Annotated in this window: 19 protein-coding genes and 1 pseudogene; 10 read left to right on the forward strand and 10 right to left on the reverse strand. The window is 62.3% G+C overall.

All coding sequences use genetic code 11. The annotated features are described in order from the left end of the window. Nucleotides 1-9: 9 nt before the first annotated feature. The 4 genes from ssuC to ACPPVP_RS36615 are packed head-to-tail and all read right to left on the reverse strand — an operon-like array spanning nt 10 to nt 3,900. Nucleotides 10-816, reverse strand: coding sequence for an aliphatic sulfonate ABC transporter permease SsuC (ssuC, locus tag ACPPVP_RS36600; protein WP_426528402.1), 807 nt, complete (start codon nt 814-816; stop codon nt 10-12). Beyond that, nucleotides 813-1,982: an FMNH2-dependent alkanesulfonate monooxygenase gene (gene ssuD / locus ACPPVP_RS36605; RefSeq protein ID WP_426538245.1), complete on the reverse strand. Its 1,170-nt coding sequence runs from the start codon at nt 1,980-1,982 to the stop codon at nt 813-815. Before ssuD ends, ssuC begins: the two co-directional genes overlap by 4 nt. Continuing rightward, entirely contained in the window at nt 1,976-2,929 is a 954-nt protein-coding gene (locus ACPPVP_RS36610) for a sulfonate ABC transporter substrate-binding protein (protein ID WP_426528403.1), read from the reverse strand. The genes ssuD and ACPPVP_RS36610 overlap by 7 nt, the downstream gene beginning before the upstream one ends. Nucleotides 2,930-2,952: 23 nt before the next feature. After that, the gene (locus tag ACPPVP_RS36615) at nt 2,953-3,900 is read right to left on the reverse strand and encodes a sulfonate ABC transporter substrate-binding protein (protein WP_426528404.1); all 948 of its coding nucleotides are present in this window, start codon (nt 3,898-3,900) and stop codon (nt 2,953-2,955) included. 400 nt (nt 3,901-4,300) lie between these two features. Here ACPPVP_RS36615 and ACPPVP_RS36620 point away from each other — a divergent pair, with 400 nt between their 5' ends. Together ACPPVP_RS36620 and ACPPVP_RS36625 are read left to right on the forward strand one after the other, a co-directional pair. Further along, nucleotides 4,301-5,269: an aliphatic sulfonate ABC transporter substrate-binding protein gene (locus ACPPVP_RS36620; protein ID WP_426528405.1), complete on the forward strand. Its 969-nt coding sequence runs from the start codon at nt 4,301-4,303 to the stop codon at nt 5,267-5,269. 181 nt (nt 5,270-5,450) lie between these two features. Continuing rightward, nucleotides 5,451-6,437, forward strand: coding sequence for an ABC transporter substrate-binding protein (locus ACPPVP_RS36625; protein WP_426528406.1), 987 nt, complete (start codon nt 5,451-5,453; stop codon nt 6,435-6,437). A gap of 124 nt (nt 6,438-6,561) precedes the next feature. Here ACPPVP_RS36625 and ACPPVP_RS36630 read toward each other — a convergent pair whose 3' ends face one another. After that, the gene (locus ACPPVP_RS36630) at nt 6,562-7,770 is read right to left on the reverse strand and encodes an LLM class flavin-dependent oxidoreductase (RefSeq protein ID WP_426528407.1); all 1,209 of its coding nucleotides are present in this window, start codon (nt 7,768-7,770) and stop codon (nt 6,562-6,564) included. Between the two features lie 185 nt (nt 7,771-7,955). Between ACPPVP_RS36630 and ACPPVP_RS36635 the strand changes: the two genes are divergently transcribed. After that, the gene (locus ACPPVP_RS36635) at nt 7,956-9,071 is read left to right on the forward strand and encodes an ATP-dependent DNA helicase (protein WP_426528408.1); all 1,116 of its coding nucleotides are present in this window, start codon (nt 7,956-7,958) and stop codon (nt 9,069-9,071) included. A gap of 222 nt (nt 9,072-9,293) precedes the next feature. On the opposite strand, the pseudogene ACPPVP_RS36640 reads toward ACPPVP_RS36635, so the two are convergent. Continuing rightward, nucleotides 9,294-10,950 (reverse strand): annotated as a pseudogene (locus tag ACPPVP_RS36640) (caspase family protein). A 273-nt stretch (nt 10,951-11,223) separates the two neighbouring features. Between ACPPVP_RS36640 and msrA the strand changes: the two are divergent. From msrA to ACPPVP_RS36665, 5 genes are all read left to right on the forward strand, one after another. Continuing rightward, nucleotides 11,224-11,943, forward strand: a complete 720-nt coding sequence (gene msrA / locus ACPPVP_RS36645; protein WP_426528409.1) for a peptide-methionine (S)-S-oxide reductase MsrA — start codon at nt 11,224-11,226, stop codon at nt 11,941-11,943. 9 nt (nt 11,944-11,952) lie between these two features. Further along, nucleotides 11,953-12,363 carry a peptide-methionine (R)-S-oxide reductase MsrB gene (gene msrB, locus ACPPVP_RS36650; protein ID WP_426528410.1) on the forward strand — a complete coding sequence of 137 codons (411 nt, stop codon included), beginning with the start codon at nt 11,953-11,955 and terminating at the stop codon, nt 12,361-12,363. A 122-nt stretch (nt 12,364-12,485) separates the two neighbouring features. After that, complete coding sequence (locus tag ACPPVP_RS36655; RefSeq protein WP_426528411.1) at nt 12,486-12,860, forward strand: hypothetical protein; 375 nt, start codon at nt 12,486-12,488, stop codon at nt 12,858-12,860. Between the two features lie 117 nt (nt 12,861-12,977). Beyond that, nucleotides 12,978-13,142: a DUF3309 family protein gene (locus ACPPVP_RS36660; RefSeq protein ID WP_300942968.1), complete on the forward strand. Its 165-nt coding sequence runs from the start codon at nt 12,978-12,980 to the stop codon at nt 13,140-13,142. Nucleotides 13,143-13,365: 223 nt separating this feature from the next. After that, nucleotides 13,366-13,650 (forward strand): hypothetical protein, encoded by a 285-nt coding sequence (locus ACPPVP_RS36665; protein ID WP_426528412.1) that lies wholly within the window; start codon nt 13,366-13,368, stop codon nt 13,648-13,650. Nucleotides 13,651-13,701: 51 nt separating this feature from the next. On the opposite strand, the gene ACPPVP_RS36670 is transcribed toward ACPPVP_RS36665, so the two are convergent. Both ACPPVP_RS36670 and ACPPVP_RS36675 read right to left on the reverse strand, forming a co-directional pair. Beyond that, nucleotides 13,702-14,241 (reverse strand): DUF4112 domain-containing protein, encoded by a 540-nt coding sequence (locus tag ACPPVP_RS36670; protein ID WP_426528413.1) that lies wholly within the window; start codon nt 14,239-14,241, stop codon nt 13,702-13,704. A gap of 118 nt (nt 14,242-14,359) precedes the next feature. Next, nucleotides 14,360-15,322, reverse strand: coding sequence for an AraC family transcriptional regulator (locus tag ACPPVP_RS36675; RefSeq protein WP_426528414.1), 963 nt, complete (start codon nt 15,320-15,322; stop codon nt 14,360-14,362). A gap of 263 nt (nt 15,323-15,585) precedes the next feature. Here ACPPVP_RS36675 and ACPPVP_RS36680 point away from each other — a divergent pair, with 263 nt between their 5' ends. Both ACPPVP_RS36680 and ACPPVP_RS36685 read left to right on the forward strand, forming a co-directional pair. Continuing rightward, a complete protein-coding gene (locus ACPPVP_RS36680; RefSeq protein ID WP_426528415.1) occupies nt 15,586-15,825 on the forward strand; it encodes a hypothetical protein in 240 nt (79 codons plus the stop codon). 36 nt (nt 15,826-15,861) lie between these two features. Further along, nucleotides 15,862-16,110 (forward strand): GCG_CRPN prefix-to-repeats domain-containing protein, encoded by a 249-nt coding sequence (locus ACPPVP_RS36685; RefSeq protein ID WP_426528416.1) that lies wholly within the window; start codon nt 15,862-15,864, stop codon nt 16,108-16,110. Between the two features lie 335 nt (nt 16,111-16,445). On the opposite strand, the gene ACPPVP_RS36690 is transcribed toward ACPPVP_RS36685, so the two are convergent. Together ACPPVP_RS36690 and ACPPVP_RS36695 are read right to left on the reverse strand one after the other, a co-directional pair. Continuing rightward, complete coding sequence (locus ACPPVP_RS36690; protein ID WP_426528417.1) at nt 16,446-16,865, reverse strand: GFA family protein; 420 nt, start codon at nt 16,863-16,865, stop codon at nt 16,446-16,448. 289 nt (nt 16,866-17,154) lie between these two features. Beyond that, nucleotides 17,155-17,556 carry a DUF5413 family protein gene (locus ACPPVP_RS36695; RefSeq protein WP_426528418.1) on the reverse strand — a complete coding sequence of 134 codons (402 nt, stop codon included), beginning with the start codon at nt 17,554-17,556 and terminating at the stop codon, nt 17,155-17,157. Between the last annotated feature and the right edge of the window lie 131 nt (nt 17,557-17,687).

A 17,687-nucleotide genomic window follows, 5' to 3' on the forward strand; every position in this document is an offset into this window, starting at 1 on the left:
TTCTTGTCCTCAGTGTTTCTGGAAAGCCGGGTGCCAGGACAGCGTCAACCGTTCCAGCGTGCGCGAGGCGCTGTCGGCGAGCTTGCCGAGCAGGGCATAGATCAGGATCGACAGCACCACGACGTCGATCAGCATGAACTCGCGCGCCTGCATCGCCATGTAGCCGAGGCCAGAGGACGCAGCGATGGTTTCGGCCACGATCAAGGTCAGCCACATGATGCCGAGCGCGAAGCGCACGCCGACGAAGATCGACGGCAACGCGCCAGGGAAGATTACCCGGCGGAACAGTTCGCCGTCGGTCATGCCGTAGATGCGCCCCATCTCGATCAGTTGCGGATCGACGGTCCGGATACCGTGCAGCGTGTTGAGATAGATCGGGAAAAACACGCCGAGCGCGACCAGGAACAGTTTTGCGGATTCATCGATCCCGAACCACAGGATGACCAGCGGGATCAGCGCCAGATGCGGGATGTTGCGCACCATCTGCAACGTCGTGTCCGTGAGCTTATTGGAGAGCTGCGACAGGCCATTGGCGAGCCCGAACGCGAAGCCGATGCTGCCCCCGATCAGGAAACCGACGCTGGCGCGCCAGAAACTGACCCAGATATTGCGGGCGAGTTCACCTGATAGCAGGAGCTTCCATCCGGCCAGCGCGACATCGCTCGGCGCCGGCAGCACCCGCGCCGAAACGAAGCCAGTGACGCAAGCAAGCTGCCATATCAGGATGATGGCGAGCGGCACGATCCACGGGATCAGGCCGTCGACCCTCGGCAGCTTCGGTGAGCTGACGCGCGAAAGACTATCAATGAGACTCATGATTGTGATGCCTGTTTGTCCGGCCGGTATTCATTGCCGATGGTTTCGCCGAACGGTCCGGTGTTGACGCGGATCGGCGTAACGTTGGTGTGCTGCGTCAGCGACAGCAGCGGGAACACCAGTTCGGTAACGCGATAGGCTTCTTCCAGATGCGGGTAGCCGGACATGATGAAGGTGTCGATGCCGACATCCTGATATTCCCTGATCCGCGCCGCGACGGTTTCGGGGTCGCCGACCAGCGCCGTACCCGCGCCGCCACGCACCAGGCCAACGCCGGCCCAGAGATTGGGACTGATCTCGAGCTTGTCACGCCGCCCACCATGCAACTGCGCCATGCGTTGCTGGCCGACCGAATCCATCCGGGAAAAGATCTTCTGCGCTGACGCGACGGTTTCGTCCGTCACATGCTGGATCAGCTCATCCGCCGCCTTCCAGGCTTCCGCATTGGTCTCGCGCACGATCACGTGCAACCGGATACCGAACGAGAGCTTTCGTCCGCGCGCCGCCGCGGCGGCTTTCACCCGATTGACCTTCTCGGCGACCTGCGCCGGCGGCTCGCCCCAGGTGAGATATTTGTCAACGGTGTCGACGGCGACGTCGATGCCGGCATCCGACGATCCACCGAAATAGAGTGGCGGCCGCGGCGACTGCACCGGCTGGAACAACACCCTGCCGTCCTCGATGCGGATATGCTTGCCCTCGACGTTCACCGTCTTGCCCGCAAGCAGGTCGCTATAGACGTTGAGAAACTCGCGCGTCACCTCATAGCGCTCGTCATGCGACAGGAAGATACCGTCGCCCTTGTTCTCGACGGGATCGCCGCCCGTCACCACGTTGATCAGCAGGCGGCCATTCGACACCCGGTCGAGCGTCGCGGTCATGCGCGCGGCGACGCTGGGCGACTGCAGGCCCGGCCGCACCGCCACCAGATAGCGCAGCCGCTCCGTCCATGGCGCCACGGCTGAGGCGACCACCCAGGAATCCTCGCAGCTACGGCCAGTGGGCAGCAGTACGCCGAAATAGCCGAGCTGATCGGCGGCCTGCGCGATCTGGCGCAGATAGTTGAAGTTCACCTCGCGTCCGCCGGTGGTGGTGCCGAGATAGCGACCGTCACCATGGGTCGGCAGGAACCAGAGGATGTTGGCGTTGGGTTGCGTGCTCACGATCCGGACCTCCGGGCTACGTCTGAAATCTTGATTTGCTTCGGGATGAGTCCGAGCGCGAAGAACGTATCCGCGACCTGTTGCTGGTCGTTGATGACGCTCTCGGTGAGCGGCTTGATGCCGTAAGACTGCCGCTTGAGGGCCACTTCGACCACCGGAACGGAAAGACCGATCGCCGGCGCGAGTTGTTCGGCGACCGCATGGATGTCGCCCTTGGCCCAGTCGTCGACCTCGCCGAGCTGCGCCAGCACCACATCAACGATCTTCGGATCGCTCTCCAGGAACTTTTTCGAGGAGAAATAGAACTGGTAGTTCGCGACGATACCGGTGCCGTCGGCCAGTGTACGCGCGCCAGTCGCGGCCTCAGCGGCGGCCTGGAACGGATCCCAGATCACCCAGGCATCGACCGCGCCGCGTTCGAACGCCGCGCGGGCATCGGCGGGCGCCAGGAACACCGGCTCGATCTCGGAATATTTGACGCCGGCTTTCTCCAGAGCTTTCACCAGGAGATAGTGGACATTGGAGCCCTTGTTCAGTGCTACCTTCTTGCCTTTCAGATCGGCTACCGAATTCAACTTGCTGTCCTTCGGCACCAGGATCGCCTCGCCTTTCGGCGCGGGCGGCTCATAAGCGACATACTGGATCGGCGCACCCGCGGCTTGTGCGAAGATCGGTGGCGCTTCGCCGGTGTTGCCGAAATCGATGGCACCGACATTGAGTGCTTCGAGCAGCGGCGGCCCGGAGGGGAACTCCGTCCACACCACCTTGTAGCCGGCGGATTTCAGCTTCTCTTCCAATGTGCCCTTGCTCTTGAGCAGCACCAGCTTGCCGTATTTCTGGAAGCCGATGCGCACGACCTTGTCCTGGCCGTAGGATAGGCCGACAGTCGCGCCCACGATGCTCATGGAGAGCATGGCGCTCGCGATCCAGCGTCGAATTAAACGCGTCATGGGTAGTGACCTCTTTCTGAAATTCAGCTTTGGGTATGGCGCCAGACGATGTCGCGGACGGCGATCGGCTTCGGGATCAGGCCGAGCCTGTGGAAGCGGTCGGCGACGGCCTGCTGCGTCGTGACGATCTCATCGGTCACCGGACCAATTAGGAAGGATGCGCGATTGGCGGCGATGGCCTGAACCTCGAGCGGCACGCCGGTGATGGCCGCAAGCGCGCTGGCAACCTCGCCCCGATTGGCTTCCGCCCAGCGCGCGGCCTCTGCCAGGCCGTCGATGACTTCACGGGTCTCCTTGACATTGGTGTTCGCGAAATCGCGGTTGGCTAGGTAGAACGAATTGGTCTTGGCGACTTCATGGGCGTTGACCAGGATCCGGCCGCTCTGGCGCTTCTCGCCGATCGCAAAATAGGGATCCCAGACCGCCCAGGCGTCGATGCTGCCATTAGCGAATGCCGGCCCCGCGTCGGGAGGCGTCAGATAAACAGGCGTAATGTCCTCGTAAGTGAGCCCGGCCTTTTCCAACGTGGCGATCACCACGTTGTGGGCACTGGAGCCCTTGGTGAACCCGACGCGTTTGCCTTTAAGGTCGGCAATAGCCCGTATGCCGGAGTTGGCGGGAACCAGAATGCCCTGCCCGTTCGTGATCCGCGATCCCGCGACATAGAGCACATTGGCGTTCGCGGCCTGCGCGAAGATCGGCGGCGTATCGCCAACGGAACCGAGATCGACGCTGCCGATGCTCATGGCCTCCAGCAGCGGCGGGCCCGACGTAAACTCTATCCACTTGATGCCGATCTGCCGGGCCGCAAAGCGCTTCTCCAGCACGGCCTGCTGCCGCGCGATCACGAGTACGCCGGTCTTTTGATAGCCGATCCTGATTTCCCTCAGCGGCGTTTGCGCACGCGCCACTGGCGACACCGACGCCGCCGCCGCACCCAGCGACAGTTTAAGGAACTCACGACGCTTCATCACAATCTCCTGAACGCGCCTCGTAGATCGACGCACTCAGAGAATGATGATGATGCTTCAAACAGGTGTCGAGTGCTCTGCAAAAATAGCAATGAGGACACTGCGGGCTTACGGGACTCGATAGGTTTATTGCTGGATCTCGATCACACGCGACGCATTTTTCTTTTTCGGTCGCGATGCACATTTTCCGGTCACAAGCATTTATCCCGCACGACACCGTGATCGGTACAGCAATGGAACAGCGGACAGTAAACGCCTAAAATTTTTCATCTGCGATGCGAACTGGACGTAGCAAATTTACATTCACGGCGCGCCGACAACGAATTCTGGTCCTATTGACTGAAGCTCCGTGCGCCTTAGCCTCTGAGGAATCCCTCAATTCCATCAGGCAGACAATTTTATGAGCCATCGGATCAAGTCGGCGCTCGGTATCGCCGCCGCCGCAGCGATCATTTCGGTAAATTCAGCGTATGCGCAGACGCCGGCCTCCGATACGATCCGCATCGGTTATCAGAAGTCGTCGACGTTGACGGCGATCCTCAAGACCAATGGCGAACTCGAGAAAGCGCTGGCGCCGCTCGGTGTCCGCATCTCCTGGCATGAATTCACCAGCGGCCTGCCGCTGCTGGAGGCGATCAATACCGGCAACGTCGATTTCGGCGCCGACGTCGCAGATACCGTACCTCTGTTCGCGCAGGCCGCCGGCGCCAAGCTCGCCTATATCGCGGAAGAAGCCGCCTCGCCGTCCGCCCAGGCGATCCTGGTGGCCGCGGAATCGCCGATCAAGACGGTCGCCGACCTCAAGGGCAAGAAGGTTGCGGTCACCAAAGGCGCAGGCAGTCATTTCCTGCTGCTGGCTGCGCTCGCCAAGGCGGGCCTCAGCTTCAAGGATATTTTTCCGGCCTACCTGACGCCGGCCGACGGACGCACGGCCTTCATCGGCGGCAAAGTCGATGCATGGGTGTCGTGGGATCCGTTCCTCACCAGCGCCCAGCGCCAGTCAAATGCACGGGTGCTTTCCGACGGCAGCAACGGCCTTGCAAGCTACAAGCGGTACTATCTGTCGTCAGCTGCATTCGCCGACCGTCGCGCCGACGTGCTGAACGCGATCTTCACCAAGCTCGATGAAACCGGCAAATGGGTCAAGGCGCATCCAAAGGAAGCAGCGACGCAGCTCGCGGCCCTCTGGGGCATCGATGCCGCCACGGTGGAAGAAGCCAACAGCCATCGCTCCTACAAGGTCGGCGTCGTGACAGTGCCAGGCCTGTCCGAACAGCAGCGCATCGCCGATGCGTTCTTCGCGGAGGGTTTGCTTCCGGTGAAAGTCGACGCCGGCGCCGCCAAGATATGGACGCCGAAGCGGGATTGATCTTGTTGTGGCGGCATTCAGCAGACACGCTTCGTCACCACTTCAAAGCCGAGATGTTCATTGCACGCTCGGCAAAATATTCAGTCAGCCATTTCATTGACTGCCGTGCCGCTGCCCGTAGACTTTGTGCATCGCTGATAGCGTCAGACGATGCAGCGGATGAAATGGAAAGATCAAAAACATGAAGGCAACCAAACTTGAATGGCGCGCCCGCGCGCGTCTCGGTCGCATCGGCGCCACGCTGTTCGGCGCGGCAATGGGCGTGGCGATTACTGCATCGGCGTTGGCCGCGGACACCGTGACGCTCCGCGTCGGCGACCAGAAGGGCGGCAATCGTTCCCTGCTCGAAATCTCAGGCTACGCGAAGGATTTGCCCTACAAGATCGAATGGTCGGAATTTCCTGCGGCCGCGCCGATCCTCGAAGCGCTGAACGCGGGCGCGCTGGATGTCGGCTACACCGGCGATCTCTCGTTCCTGACGGTGTATGCGGCCGGCGCGCCGATCAAGGCCATCGGCGGCACCCGCTCCGATGCGAAGACGCAGGCGATTCTCGTCAGACAAGACTCGCCGATCAAGTCGGTCGCCGACCTCAAGGGCAAGCGCCTCGCCGGAACACGCGGCGGCTGGGGCCAGTTCCTGATCGACGCGACGCTGGAGAAGGCCGGATACAAGATTGAGGAAGCGACATTTGCGCCGCTTGGGCCGGTGGATGCGAAGATCGCGCTGGTCGCCGGCTCGATCGACGCATGGGCGGTGTGGGAGCCATACGTGTCCTACGCCACGCTCAAGGACAATGCGCGGGTCGTCGCCCATGGCGAGGGCCTGACGCCGACCGTCACCTTCATCGTCGCATCCGACAGCGCCATCGCTGCCAAGCGCGCGGCCGTGCAGGATCTCGTGCTGCGTCTCAACAAGGCGCGGCTATGGTCGCTGGATCATCTGCCTGAATACGCGAAGAACACCGCCGAACTCACCAAGCTTCCGGAAGACGTGTTGCTGAGCGCCTACAAGGCGCAACGCACCAGCCCGATCGCGATCGACGAAACCATCGTCAAGGAGGTTCAGGAAGCATCCGACCGCGCCACCCGCTACGGAATTCTGGCGAAGACGCTCGACGTCAGCAAAGCGGTCGATCGGAGTTTTTCGGCGGGTGCGAACTTGAACTGATAACGCATGTGGCTTGTACAGCCGTCATTGCGAGGAGCGATAGCGACGAAGCAATCCGTCTATCGGCTATACCGCACAATGGATTGCTTCGCTCCGCTCGCAATGACGCGGAGAGGTCGGCGGTCTATCCCGCCGCCACCTTCTGCGCCGGCGCGACATTCACCGCCAGCTTGCCATAGCGGTCCTTGAAGGCGTCGGTGTCGATCTCTTCAAGCTGGATCGCACCGCTCATCACGCCTTTCTTCCACGCCTCATGCTCGGGGTCGTTCTGGAATTCCGGCATCACCTCTTTGCCGAACAGCTCAAGCGACTCGCAGATGTGCTCGTGGGTGTTCTTGCCGGCCTGGTTGAGCAGGATCACCTGGTCGATGTGGGAGGCGCGGAAACGCCGCAGCTTCTTGCGGATGGTTTCCGGCGAGCCGATCAGGCCGCCACGCAGCGCCGCCTCCTGCGCTTCCGGGTTCTCGCGCTTCCACTTGTTGTACTCGTCCCACATGTTGACGGTGCCGGGATCGGGGCGCTGCCGGTTCTGCGAGGCGCCGTAGAAGCGCAGCGCGAACTGGAAGAAGGTGGCCCCGTCGGCGCGGGCGCGCGCTTCCTCGTCGGTCTTGGCGCACATGAAGAACGAAACCAGCGCCATGTTCGGATTGATCTCATAATCCGCGAGCTTCTTCAGCCGTTTTGTGATGGCGTTGTAATAGGCATGCACCCACGCATGCGCCGCGTCAGCGCTGACGAACTGGAAGCCGAGCGCGCCAAAGCCGTTTTCGCCGGCACGCTCGATGGTCTGCAGTTGCGAGCACGCCATCCACAGCGGTGGATGCGGCTTCTGGACGGGTTTCGGCACCACATTACGCAGGGGAATGTCGAAATACTTGCCATGATGCTCGGTGCCCACCTTGGTGAACATCGGGAAGATCGCTGCGACAGCCTCCTCGAACACCTCGCGCTTGGTTTCCATGTCGCGGCCGAACGGGGTCAGTTCGGTGATCGACGCGCTCTCGCCCATGCCGAATTCGCAGCGGCCGTTTGAGAGCAGATCGAGCACCGCGACTTTCTCGGCGACGCGGGCGGGATGGTTCGTGGTCAGCTGGAAGATGCCGTGGCCGAGCCGGATCTTCTTGGTGCGCTGGCTGGCGGCGGCGAGAAAGGATTCCGGCGCGGGAGAGTGGGAATATTCTTCCAGGAAATGATGTTCCACCACCCAGGCGTGGTCATAGCCCAGCCGGTCGGCGGTCTCGAGTTGGGTCAGCGCGTTCTGGTAGAGCCGGAGCTCGTCGCCCTCTTCCCATGGGCGTGGCAGTTGCAGCTCGTAAAAGATGCCGAATTTCATGACGCCTCCCAAACCTCTTGTTGTTTTCGGTCAGTGTATTCGCCATCCGCTGCAAGTCCAGCCTCGGCTGTGAAACAGCAATTCCGTGACGCGGAAGCAGCCTTGCATGGAACGCGCGAATGGTTAGCTTTACGCTTCCGTTGAGTCGCGGCCTCACCGCCCGCTCCGCTCTCCATCTGGACCCCATGACCACGTTCACGCCGCACCAGGATTCCGCGCTGAAGGCCGTTGCCGACTGGCTGAAAGCCAAGCCCGGCAGGGGCGGCACGCCGCCGGTGTTCCGGCTGTTCGGCTATGCCGGCACCGGCAAGACCACGCTGGCGCGGCACATCGCCGAGGGCGTCGATGGTGAGGTGAAGTATGCGGCTTTCACCGGCAAGGCCGCGCTGGTGATGCGCAACAAGGGCTGCGACAACGCCTCCACCATCCACTCGCTGATCTATCGCGCCAAGGAATCCGGCGTCGAGCAGCCGAGCTTCGAACTATGGGACGATGCGCCCGCCTCTAAGGCCAAGCTGATCGTGATCGACGAATGCTCGATGGTCGATGCCGAGCTCGGCCGCGACCTGATGTCGTTCGACTGCCCGCTGCTGGTGCTCGGCGACCCCGCGCAATTGCCTCCGATCCAGGGCGGCGGCTTCTTTACCGACTGCGAGCCGGACTCGATGCTGACCGAGGTGCATCGCCAGGCGCAGGACGACCCGATCGTGCGGATGTCGATGGATATCCGCGAGGGCCGCGAACTCGAAATCGGCCGCCATGGCGAGAGCGAGGTCGTGCCGCGCAGCGAGCTCGATCCGGATCGCGTGATGGGCGCCGACCAGGTACTGGTCGGTCGCAACAACACCCGCCGCGCCTACAACATGCGGGTGCGGCAGAAACAGAACATCGAGGACCCCTTTCCGGTGGCCGGCGACAAGCTGGTCTGCCTGCGCAACAACCGCAAGAAAGGCCTGTTCAACGGCGGGCTGTGGCGCGTGAAATCGCGCACCCAGCCGCGAGGCAAATCGAAGATTTTGACGATGCGGCTGTCGCCGGATGAAGAGTTCGGCCACAAGGTCACCAAGGTCTCGGTACGCCATGATTGCTTCGAGGGCGGGATCGACGCGATCCCGTGGGAGCAGCGCAAGCCGTACGACGAGTTCGACTACGGCTACGTGCTCACCGTGCACAAGTCGCAGGGCTCGCAATGGGACGACGTGGTGCTGTTCGACGAGAGCTTTGCGTTCCAGGACAGCCGGGCGAGATGGCTCTACACGGGAATTACGCGGGCTGCGAAACGCCTGAGCGTGGTGGTGTAGTTCGTCGCACCACAAGGAAGTGCTCATCCGTAGCGAACTGAGACCTCATCCTGGGGAGCCGCGAAGCGGCGTCTCGAAGGATGGCCCGCGGGCAATATCCCGGCCACATGGTTTGAAACGGCGCGGGGCCTGTCATCGGTCCGCGCTGAGCGCGGACACGTTGGCGCCTCCTCACCATGAGGTTTGAGAATGTGCCACGCCTCTGCACGATGACGACCGCAACTACTTCTCCACCAGGAAGTAAAAATCTTCCCGACCGGGCGGCGACCCATAGGTGAACGGCTGCTGCTGGTGTTTCGAAGCGGTCCAGACGTCGTCGCGGACGATATCGAACAGCTTTCGTAATTCGACCTTCGGCGCGGGCCAGGGCGGTCGCGAACGGGCTGTTGACGCCCTCACCGTCCAGCGCGGTCTCGCCGTGCTTGGCCGCATACACCACCATGAAGCCGGCGGCGGGCTCGATGTTCGAGAATCCCTTGTCGACCAGCTTCAATGCGATGGTCCGCTGCATATTCTTCTCGAACGGATTATCGCGACAGGCGTCCAGCATGACGAGCCGCAGCTTCCGCGCGCCGCCGACCGCGGCGATCACCTGCTCCAGCGCCACCATCTGGGTTTCGGCGTCGCGGTCGACGGCGAGCCTGGCATCGACCGGCACCAGATAATTGACGCCGCCGATCTCCAGCCCGTGGCCGGCGAAATACACCACGGCCCAGTCGGCCTTTTCCGCTTCGCTGGCAAAGGTGTGCAGCGTCTCGAAGAACTTGTCGCGAGTGAGATCCTTGCTCAAGGTCACCGTTTGAAAGCCAACGTCGCGCAACGCAGCGGCCACCAGTGCGGCATCGCGCGGCGGATTGTCGAGCGCGGGCACGTTCTTGTAGGCGCCATTGCCGACAATCAGCGCTACGCGACGCGCACCGCCGATGCTGGCCGCCTGCGACGTGAGCACAGCCAGCCGGTCGCGCGCCTTCTGGCGCGCCAGCATGGATTCAAAATTGTCGAAAGGCGTCTGGGCGAAGCTGGCAGAACGGTAGTCCGCCCTGGCTTGCGCGAGATCGCGTTTTCTCTCGAACAATTCGCCCCGTCCCGCATGCGCGCGCAGATTGTTGGGGTTGAGGTTGAGAATGAAGTTGAAATCCTTCAGCGCGGCATCGAGATCGCCCTTTGCGAGATAGGTTTCAGCCCGGGCGGCAAGGATAAACTGGTTTTTCGGGTTCTTTTCGAGCACGCTGTTGCAATCGGAGAGAGCTTCGCTGAACCGCTTCATGGCTGCGTAGGTTGAGCAGCGAAAACCGCGGGCCTGGGGTGCCGCCGGATCGATCCGTTCAGCTTCGGCAAAATCCGCCAGCGCGCCGTCGAAATCCCTGTTGACGGTCAGCACGCGCGCCCGGTTGGTGCGGGCAAGGTACATTTTGGGATTGCTCTTGATCGCGGCGTTGAAATCGTCGAGCGCGCTTTGCAGCGCGCCCTTGCGAAGATACAGCGTGCCGCGGTTGTTGAGGGCAAGCGGTGCGTTTGGGTATTTCTGCAGCACGCGATTGTAGTCCGCCATCGCGAGATCGTCCTCGCCCTTTCCCTCGCGGGCGTAACCGCGCGCAACGAGGGCGGGGGCATTTTCCGGATCGGCGTCGAGCGCCGCCCCGAATGCCGCGATCGCCTTGTCGGTCTCGCGCTTGGTCAGCAAGGCACCACCACGCACCCACAGCGCCAGCGCGAGATCCTTTCCGCTCAGCTGGCCGGCGGCAATCAGTTTTTCGCAAGCCTCCTGCCGCTGGGCGGCGTCGGGGTTGCGGTTGCGACAGAGTTCGAGGTCATCCGCAGCCCGCGCGGGGCCGGCAGCGGCGAGTATGACTATGGCGAGGAAAAAGCCGCGTAACATTCGCGTAACGCTCCGGCTGATGATTTTGTCGCCGGCAAAGGCTGGCGGTTCATTGTTGATAAGGAAATCCGAAACGCAAGCGCGGCCCCGCCGCCAGCCTCGGCCCGTGCCTTAACGCCTTGGACAGGCGTCATTTTTATCACGAACTCGTGTGGCGCACGCCGTAACAATCCGCATCCCGCGCCGTATCTTGGGCATCGGGACGCCCTGAGCCAATTGCGAAACGCCGATCCCGCTCTAGACTGCCCCCAACCATTGCCGAAAGAGGAAAACATGTCGCCTCGCCATCTCAGCCGCCTGTCGCTGTGCGCTGCCGCCATCGGCGCGCTGGCCATCGCCGCTGTCGCCGTCAGCCCGTCGCGCGCCTCGGAGGAAGCCTTCATCATTCCGCCGCCCGCCGTCGACTTGCAGGCGGCCGACAGCATCCAGACCGCCGTGATCGCCGGCGGCTGCTTCTGGGGTGTGCAGGGCGTGTACCAGCACACGGCCGGCGTGCTCAACGCGGTGTCCGGCTATTCCGGCGGCAGCAAGATGACCGCGAACTACACCATGATCGGCACCGGCACGACCGGACATGCCGAGTCGGTAGAGATCAAGTACGACCCGAAGAAGATCAGCTACGGCAAGATCCTGCAGATATTCTTTTCCGTGGTGCATGACCCGACGCAGTTGAACCGCCAGGGCCCGGACACCGGCACGCAATATCGTTCGGCGATCTTCACCGCCAATGACGAGCAGAAGAAGGTCGCGGAGGCCTATATCGCCCAGCTCAACGCCGCCAAGGTCTACAAGAAGCCAATCGTGACCAAGGTCGGCCCGCTGCAGGCGTTCTATGCGGCGGAGGACTATCACCAGGACTACCTGACGCTGCACCCGAACCAGCCCTATATTGCCTTCAACGACATCCCGAAGGTCGAGAACCTGAAGAAGATCTTTACGGAGAACTACATCGAAAAGCCGACGCTGGTCAGCAGTGCGAAGGCTACAAATTAAGGAGGTTGAATGTCTGACACCAAAACATCCAGCAAGGTCGTCAAGAGCGAGGCCGAATGGCGTAAGGAGCTGACGCCGATGCAGTACGCAGTGCTGCGCGAGAAGGCGACCGAGCGGCCGTTCTCCGGCGAATATGAGCACGAGCACCGCAAGGGCACCTATACCTGCGCCGGCTGCGGCCAGACGCTGTTCGAATCCGATGCCAAGTTCGACTCCGGCTGCGGCTGGCCGAGTTTTACGGCGCCCGCCGTGGACAGCCATGTCGACGAGGAGCGCGATGCCACCCACGGCATGATCCGCACCGAGGTCTTGTGCTCGAAATGCAACGGCCATCTCGGCCACGTCTTCCCGGACGGCCCCGGCCCCAACGGCCTGCGCTACTGCATCAATTCGGCGGCGTTGAAGCTGCAGCCGAAATAGTTCGCGTAACGCTCGAACCTGTTTGCCCCCCGCGCGACCAAGGACTGGTCGCGCGGGGTTTTTGTTTGGTGGGGCGCTTTGCCCGGTTTGCCCGGCGCGCAAACTTCAAGGAAAATTTCGAAATGCACATTTCCAAACGTCTGCTGCTCGGTCTCGGGCTTGTCACCCTCATCATGGAGAGCGTTGTGATCCAGCCTGCCTTTGCCGCCGACAAGGTCTCCCTGTTCAAGGTCATCACCGCCAAGGATGAAATTGTGATCGGCATTTCCGAGGACGAACTGGCGCAGGTGGAGGGCCGAAACGCCGCCGGTATCGCAAAAATGCTGGTCGCCAAGGGCTCGATGAGCGCGTGGCAATACGCGGTGCGCAAATCCGCCGGCGGCGATCTCGAACAAGCCCCGCTGCACAAGATCGGCCTGATCGCCCGCGATAGCCTCCGCGTCGAGCCCTATGCGACGCCGCTGAAGGTGCTGCCGATCGACGAAACCAAAAAATAGCCTTCCGTCGTGACCCCTTCGGCGGATCGGATCTAACGACTCGCGGCCCGGAATATGCTTTGATCCGGGCCGCGGCAGGCGTTTGGGGGACGCGCGCCGGCCTTCAGGGAGCGTGTCATGTCGCTTGGGACGATACTCGTCATCATCCTGATCATCATCCTGCTGGGCGGCTTTTCCGGCCGTTTCAGAGGCTACGGCTATGGCCATGGCCATTCCGGGATGGGGCTGATCGGGGTGATTTTGGTCGTGCTCCTGATCCTGCTGCTGCTCGGCAAGATTTGAACTCCCTTAAATCATTGAAAAAACTTAACTAAATTTGTGTTCCCCGCAGCCATGCGTGGATTCATCATCACCCCCGATCCACGACTTCAGGGGTCGCATTTCCGTCAAAGAAGCTTATATTGGGTCATGAAATGACTGCACGGCGCGGCCCGCCATTGTGGCCCACCGTCATCCAATCCCCATTGCTCGCGTGAAGAGCCAAAAAAGATTGAGGTCACCGACCATGCGTCCCTTCAGCTACAATACCTCCGCCGAACTGTTTCCCGCCGCGATCCGCAAGAAGAAGCGCGCCGGGTTTGCCTATCGGCGTTTCGGCACCGCGGCAGAAGCGGTTCGCTTCGCAATCGAGGAGTTGCCGGCCGACTCGCTGAACGGCGCCTATCTGCAGGTGGAAGAAGCCCGCTTCGACCAGAGCGGCATCCGCTCGCTCTATGAAAGCGAAGCCTTCCCGCTGGAGCGCCGCCCGCGCCCGGCTGTCGTCGCCGAGGACAAGGCCGACGCGGCCTGAGTTTTTCGGTATCCAAACAGAGCGCCTCCGGAAATCACCCGGGGGCGTTTTTTATTGGTGCGGTTGCTTGTCGAGCCAGCGCTTGAGCATGCGGACGTTGCGAACGTTGGCGCGGAACATGACGTCGAAGGCGTCGCCCGCGACCGGCACCAGGCCGACCACGCCGTCGACCGCGACATTGGCGAGCATCCGCGCGGTGATGTGCCAGGGCGCCCCGAGCGCGCGCGCCTCCCGCACCACCCACAGTGAAATCGCCGTCGTGATGATGTCGCCGACCACGGGGATCAGGCCGATCAGCCCGTCGATGCCGTAGCGGAATTTGGTGCCAGGCACGATGAAGGCGACATCCAGCAATTTCGCGATGGCGTCGAGCCGCGCCAGCCGCTGCTCGCGCGTCAGATCGCCGAACGGATTGGCGGTGGAATGGCCGAAATCGAACCGCAATCCCTCGAACTGCGTGTGCAGGTTCGGCTCCGGGATTTCGTGCCCCTCCTGGTCGATGACCGGGCCGCGCCCGGCCGCGCGCGTCCGGGAAGACGGCCCGGAACGTGAACGCGGCGGCGTGTAGATATCTTCGTTTGACATGGTCATCAGATGGTAACGCGGATGCGAGCTGCAAGTTGCGTCAAAATATCGCTTTCGCTTTCAAAGCCTTTGATTTCGACGTGTTTTCTTCACGCGAACCGGTGTCCGCTTCGCTTGAAACGCCTTATCTCCCCCGCGCTGCCGTCGGCGTCAGGCCGAAGCGGCGGCGAAAGCAGCGGTTGAAGTAGGATAGATCGTTGAAGCCGCAATCGAAGGCTATGTCGCTGATGCGCCGCTCACCCGCATGCGCCAGCAGGTCCGCCGCCTTGCGCAGCCGCAATTCCAACAGCCGCAGGGTGAAGCTGGCGCCGGCTTCATAGAGCAATTCGTTGACATAGCGCTCCGAGAGGCCGGCGGCGGCGGCAAGTTTTTGCGCGGAAAACTCCGGCTCCGTAAATCGCTTTTCCAGGATCATCAGCACGGACTTCAGCCGCACCGCGCGCACGCCGCCGCGCCGGGCGGCGCCGGCGACATCGCCGCGCGCGCCAAGGCCGAGCGCCGCCAGATCCATCAGATGGTTCGCGATGGCAACGCCCGCCTCGTCGACGGCGCCCGGATGGCGCAGCAACAGATCGCTGTAATCCATCGCCAGCGACAGCGCCCCGCCCGGCGCCAGCTCGCGGCCGACCAGATCGTCGACGCCGGTCACCAGGGCCTTCAACGTCGCCATCGGCAGATGCACGTTGGTGAAGCGCTTTTCGTTCATGCCGTCGGCCGCGAAGAACGGCTCGTCGAGCTTGAGCAGCACCATTGATCCCGGCCGCATCACGAGTTCGCGGCCGCGATGGGTGACGCGGGACTCGCTGGCGCCGGTGTTGCGCGCCAGGCAGTAGCGGTCGTCATTGGTCGCCAGCACCTGGCGCTTTTCGCGCCGCACCGTGGTGAAGGTGCCGTCGCAGCGGCCGAGCATGGTGGTGCCGACATGGATCGAATTCATCGCGGCGCGAAACGGCACGTCCTCGGCGGGATCGAGTTCGCCGGTGTTGGAGAAATGCTCGAACAGCTCGGCGAAAAACATAAAACGCTGCCGCTCGCTCAAGCCCTGCGGCAGCATGTCGGTCGAGAGCATTTTCTTGAGGACGGGCATTGGCGGGGAGTTCTGGGTGGCAGGCAGGTGCAGTCTGGCCGCGGCCGAATGAACGCCGGCTGAAGGCTTTGCAGCCTAGCAACACGGGCATGTGAAGAAAACAGCGCCGGACAGTCCAAATCGGCGATCCTCTGGCGCCTGCCAGTCCAAGACGCGACCTGCGGCCCGGCTTAACGGTGCGGCGGCAGCGGCCGCCGGGGCCGGCAGCCCTATTCCGGCAAGGGAATGGCCTGCGTTTTAAAAACTTCAGAGGAGACCGGGAGATGACGACATCCTTCGCCCGCAAGGCGCTGCTCGGGACCGCGATCGCGGCCAGCATGGGCATCGGCTACGCCATCGGAGCGCAGCCGCACATGACCGCTGGCCTCGGCCTGTTGCAATCGGCCCGCGGCGAACTCGCTGCCGCGACGCCGAACAAGGGCGGTCACCGCGAAAAGGCGATGGGCCTGATCGACCAGGCGATCGGCGAGGTCCGCGCCGGCATCGCGTTTGCCGGCGGCTGATGGCAATATCCGGCTGAGCATATCGGGAGAGGGTTTATGAACAGACTGATCGCTACCGCTTTCGTTTTCGGCATAATGGTCGCGGACGCCAATGCGATGCCGCTGGCGCCGCTCGCGCCCGCAACCAGCAGCGACGTTATCGAGGTCGCCGGCGGATGCGGCCCCGGCTGGCACCGCGGCCCCTATGGCGGCTGCCGCCGCAACTACGCCCGGCCCTGGCTGCACGCCTGCCCGCGCGGCTGGTATCCCGGCCCGTTCGGCCGCTGCCGCGCCAACGGGACCTGACGCACGGCCGGCGCCCCGCTGCTCGTGACCCCGGGGTTTCCCGGATAGATCGGCCGCGGAAAAGATCTACTATTCAAGGCTCAACCGCGGTTGAGCGGCTCGGGGCTTTCAATCACGTAAAGCGTATTGCAATAACATGCGCATGAGCGGCGGGCCGAAAGGTCCGCCGTTTTTGTTGCGTGGTCGCGCGTTGGCTGGAGCCTTGCTTGCAAGGCATGCGGCGCGGCCGGTTCAGTGCCGAATTGGCATGACATGGAGCGCCGCGCAGCGCGTCCGTTCGCGCCGGGTGGAAACCCGCATAGACGAGCGTGTGCTCGTGAACAGCGGGTCGTGTCTCAGTTTGAAATCTTTGGCGGGCTGCTTTGCTGGAAGTGCTCCACGGCACCATTTATTTGAACCCAATCATGTTTCGACTGTTCGAAAACCGATATGACGGGGGCCGGGTATTTTGGTTCTGCCATCGCGCCGACTGCAACGGCGATCAGCGCGGGCAAATTGCTGAGTTTCCAGTAGACCGTTGAGCCGCACTGCGGGCAAAAATAGTTATGGATTTTCCCGCCGCTCGCCGCGGCGTGCGTGAATTCTTTCGAGGTTCCTGAGATCGTCACAACCTCAGCGCGGTAATAAGCGCCTACACCGAACGGCGCGCCGGTTCGGCGTTGGCAGTCGAAGCAGTGACAGGCAACGACCATCTTGGATGGTTCTTCCGGAAGCGAGAGCGTGACTGCACCGCAGCTGCATCTGGCGTCACCCATCGGGAAAGTCCCCTTCCGTCGTCTAACCGAAATTCAAACGGAGACACTACCCGAAATCGAAATCGAAATCGATGAAATGGGGGCCTGTTCGGGTCCAGCCGTTTTCGGGCTGACTGCTTCCCTTTCAGGGAAGATCGCAAGCAATGCGTAATGCGTAGGGTGGGCAAAGCGAAGCGTGCCCACCATTTCGATGCGTAATCGGCGATAGATGGGGGGCACGGCGCAAGGGCGCCTTTGCCCACCCTACGGATCTGCGGATCAGGACAACACGTTACGTCGAATGCGCCGCCTACGGCGCGTCATATCTGTGCGCCAGCCAGGACGACAACATCGCAGGCACCAGGCCGACGATGCCGTAGAGCACGAACTGCAGCGCACCGGCATCAGGCCCGCGCGAGCCGTAGAGCAACGCGGCGGTGGCAAAGCCGACGGCACCCAGGATCAGCATCCGCACCAACGGCGCAATGCGCTTGACGTGATAGAGAATGTCATCGATAGCGCCGAGCATCAGCATCGGCACGATACCGAACAGATAACTGTACTGCAGCGTCCTGACGAACGCGCCGAGGAATTTTCCGATCTCCGACCAGCTGGTATCGGTCCAGTAGCCCGAATCTACCGTGGTCGCGAGCAGCATCAAAAAACCGCCGACGAGCGGGCCGATGGCTCCGAAGATCAGATAGCGTTTCATGGCGACCTCTGCGTCGAGCCAATGTATCGAACGGGAAGACTCACCACCGGACCAATCGCGCTTCCGTAGCCGGACATGATCCGGTTTTCGTCAGCATTCTGGCGGTGCGCAATTTCAAATTCGGTCAGGGC

The sequence above is a fragment of the Bradyrhizobium sp. McL0615 genome, from assembly GCF_049993905.1.
Taxonomy (GTDB): Bacteria; Pseudomonadota; Alphaproteobacteria; order Rhizobiales; family Xanthobacteraceae; genus Bradyrhizobium.